This window comes from Microcoleus sp. S13_C3 (genome assembly GCF_036700905.1).
Taxonomy (GTDB): Bacteria; Cyanobacteriota; Cyanobacteriia; order Cyanobacteriales; family Microcoleaceae; genus Microcoleus.
The window spans coordinates 1-3,526 of record NZ_JAUBPT010000198.1; the positions used below are offsets into that span (position 1 = coordinate 1).

Consider the following 3,526-nt stretch of genomic DNA (forward strand, 5'->3'; position numbering starts at 1 on the left):
ATGTTGAAGTAATTCTGCATCGGCAAGTTGATTCTGCGAATCAAGAATCCCCTCGGCTTTAGCCAGGGGAGTGTCAACCAACAATACTGTCTGTGTCTGGATTCTCGGCCCGACCGGAGGCTGCGGTGCCCTAAGCTAGCGGTCAAGCTGAACCCAGCCTCATCTGACACCGGGGGTAGCAGCGAGAGCCCGGGCCTGCGGGCAAAAGGCTAAATTTTCGTCGTGCATTTCTTGGCGGACGAATTGAATCAATCAAAATTCCCCTATTTTCGGAAATTAAAAAATTTCGATTTTTTGCCATCATACCAACTCCGATCGCCCTTGGACCTCAACAGTGATTCAGAAATATTCCCTGTTAACCTGTGGTGCTTTTCTCAACAATATTCAATAGCTCTATTTTTGGTAAGGATTTCTCTGAATTCGGCGCATTTGCGGTACTCGCCACGGGTTTGAATTTCGGGTATCATAGAGTCTTAGACTCTTGTTTACCGAGAATCTAAATCAGTGCTAAAAAAGCCTGGATAACTTTAAGTTATTTTTCCCAAAAGTCAGTATGAATCAAGTTAAAAAAACTACAACCAAGCTGAATAGATCGCCTGTGAAAGTGTCCGATCGCACTTTGGAACTCGGTAATCTCCCCTTGAGCGACCTGTCTTTAGAAATAACTGATGGTCAAGCTTTGAGGGATTTTAGTTCGGACGATCGCCAGCCGGGAACCCCAGCCGCGACAGGCCGGACTGCCGAAAGAAGGCGTCGGAGGGTAGATGGTAAGAGCGATCGGGCCCGATCGCCTGTGGTTTCTACTGCGTTTCTCAAGTGGCTGCTAGAGAGTTTGACTCGATCGAAAGGTTGGCTGGCAGTTGTCACCCTGGCAGCAGTTTGGGGGTGGTGGAACAGTGAGTTACTGTTTTCCACAGGCCTGGGGATAGCAGCGATGATGCTGGTTTACCGAGGGCAGTCGTGGGACTGGCAATTGCTGCGAGCAAAAGGCGAGCAATTTTGGGAGGGCCCGAACCGCCGATTCGTTTTAGCCGTCGGCACCGGTGGTATTGCTACCTTGGGCGCTTACATGAGTTTGGCGATTTGGGCGGAATCCGAGAGCCACTGGATGGCTTTGAGCCTAATTTTGCAGAATTTGGGCACGATCGCGATTCCCTGGCTGTTGCTGCGGCAAGGGTTGAGTCTGGGGGCCGCCAAAGATGAAGTGGCGCTCGATCGCATCTTGGCGGATTTGACTGATGCTGACCCCGTGAAGCGTTTGATTGCCGTGCGGCAAATGACCGATTTGGTGAATCAGGGTGGGTTTGGCCCTGTGAGCTCTGTCAAAAGTTCGTTAGCGAAGCCCTCGCAGAGGATCGCCTGTTCCCGCGCTGCCGAGTGCTTTCGCCTGATGCTGAGTCGGGAACCAGAAGCTTTAGTCCGCAATGCCCTTCTCGAAGGTTTGCAGACTTGGGACGCTACTTATGGCATGGCTTTAAAATCCAAAAGTCAAGTCATCGACTATTAGCTGACCATCAAAAGCGTAAAAACTAATTCGATGAATATTCGGAGCTTTTACGCGCAGGGGAGCCCTAGGGTCGATCGGAGAATTAGACCCCACTAGATTGGGCGCCGGCATTTCATCCTGAACAATTGGGTTGCCGTCAATGTCACACGCAGATAAAACAGTTCGTCGCGAACTGGTGACAAGTCCTGACACCCAGCGAACTGGATGCTTAAAAGTTACTTCTATCAGTCCGCTTTTGGGGGCTCCCATTAACACTGTTGCCCCAGAACCCGTGAAAAATGCTGGGTTTGAAGGTTGGATGGCGACGGCATTGCTAAAAGTAACCCCCCAATGTGCAAACTGGTGTTCTACTACTTCAAAGCATTTCAAGTCTTCTAAAGCTACCCGGACGATCGCAGGTACCGTGGCGCGCGATCGCACCTCTGACCCGGCGGCTGAGCGTTCTGGAGTGGCGACAAAAGACTTTTTGCTGTTTAAATCCATGCTTCGATAGGCTGTATCAAATTCTGCAAACCCGTCTGATTGAAGACTTTTCGCATCAACCATAAAACCCTCGCGATCCCTTTTTCTGAGCAGTTGCATTTTAGTAGACCTCCCTGAGATTAGTTGTTTCTTCTGTTTTGGAATTGATAACGGCGAGGCCCGTGATTGCCAAACCTGCAATTAGGAATCGAAACCCCATTGCCCGCCCTCCAACAAAGACTTTCGACCTCAAAAGCCACTGCTCCGCAAAATATCGTGATTAATGATTTGTGATTGGCGAGCGTCGGCAAACCTGCCGCCTGCCTGAAAGCGAGTTCTAATAGTCCTCCTTTCCGAGCGCCTGCTTTCGGGGTTGGCGAACCGACTCTATTTTGTTGAGGGGTCTTACCCATCATTTTGCTATTATCTCCGATCGGCGGTAGTTTGCAAGGGTAAGGATAACTACACAGCCGAATTGCCCAAATCGCAAAACTTACTTGCTGTCTGTAGTTTCACGCTTCACCTGTACTAAAATAGATTTAAATCATTACTCAATCTTTACAAAAACGCCACCAGCTTTGCAAGTTTTTTAAACAAAGACGGGGCGACGGAAAAAAATCTAAAATATAACAGCGATTAAGGTTAGTTTATGCTTGTACCCCTCGGCTTCGGTCAGCGATCGATAGTTACTTCTCTCGGCAGAATGGTCTACTACACTGCTGAAAAAATGCCTTGGATGGGGCTGCCGACCTCAACTTCGGAAAATAAGCCCAACTTAGTATTTTTTCACGGTTTTGGCGGCGGGTCGAGTGCCTACGAATGGTCGAAAGTTTATCCGGCTTTTGCCGCAGAATATCGAATTTTAGCACCGGATTTAATCGGTTGGGGGCGATCGGAACATCCGGCAAGAAATTATCAGGTTGAAGATTATATCACAACTTTGATCGAATTTATCGAAAAAACTTGCGGCAGCCCGACAGAGGTGATTGCTTCTTCGCTAACGGGGGCGATCGCGATTCGAGCTGCGATCGCACGGCCGGATCTCTTCAAATCCCTAATTTTGACCATACCCAGCGGTTTGTCGGACTTCGGACAAGATTACGGCAGCAGTTTCTTCGCTAAGCTAGTCAACACGCCGATTTTAGATCGCTTGCTCTACAGTACCGGAATCGCCACAGACGGCGGCATCCGTAGCTTCCTAGAACAACGCCAATTTGCCGATTCGCGTCGCGTTTACCAAGAAATTGTTGATGCTTACCTCCAATCTGCTTTGGAACCAAATGCAGAATATGCAGCCCTGTCTTTTGTGCGGGGAGATTTGTGCTTTGATTTGTCGCTGTACATCACTCAGCTAACAACGCCGACAGCGATTATTTGGGGAGAAAAATCGCAGTTTACCGGCCCCGATATCGGCCAGCGGTTGGCAAATCTCAACCCCGAAGCAATCAAAGTTTTTCAACGTCTGGAAAACGTAGGTTTGACTCCGCAGTTAGAAATTCCCGCTGTCACGATTGGCTTAATTCGGCAATACTTAAAATTGCTTTCGGAAGGGTAAAG

Annotated in this window: 3 protein-coding genes; 2 read left to right on the top strand and 1 reads right to left on the bottom strand. The window is 48.9% G+C overall.

Features of this window, described 5'->3' with window-relative positions:
- Positions 1-553: 553 nt before the first annotated feature.
- Positions 554-1,507, top strand: a complete 954-nt coding sequence (locus QUA16_RS32580) for a hypothetical protein (RefSeq protein ID WP_333108446.1) — start codon at positions 554-556, stop codon at positions 1,505-1,507.
- On the opposite strand, the gene QUA16_RS32585 is transcribed toward QUA16_RS32580, so the two are convergent.
- The gene (locus tag QUA16_RS32585) at positions 1,475-2,089 is read right to left on the bottom strand and encodes a hypothetical protein (protein ID WP_333108447.1); all 615 of its coding nucleotides are present in this window, start codon (positions 2,087-2,089) and stop codon (positions 1,475-1,477) included. The two genes, QUA16_RS32580 and QUA16_RS32585, sit on opposite strands and share 33 nt — an antisense overlap.
- A gap of 529 nt (positions 2,090-2,618) precedes the next feature.
- On the opposite strand from QUA16_RS32585, the gene QUA16_RS32590 reads away from it, so the two are divergent.
- Positions 2,619-3,524, top strand: coding sequence for an alpha/beta hydrolase (locus tag QUA16_RS32590; protein ID WP_333108448.1), 906 nt, complete (start codon positions 2,619-2,621; stop codon positions 3,522-3,524).
- The last annotated feature ends 2 nt before the right edge of the window (positions 3,525-3,526 follow it).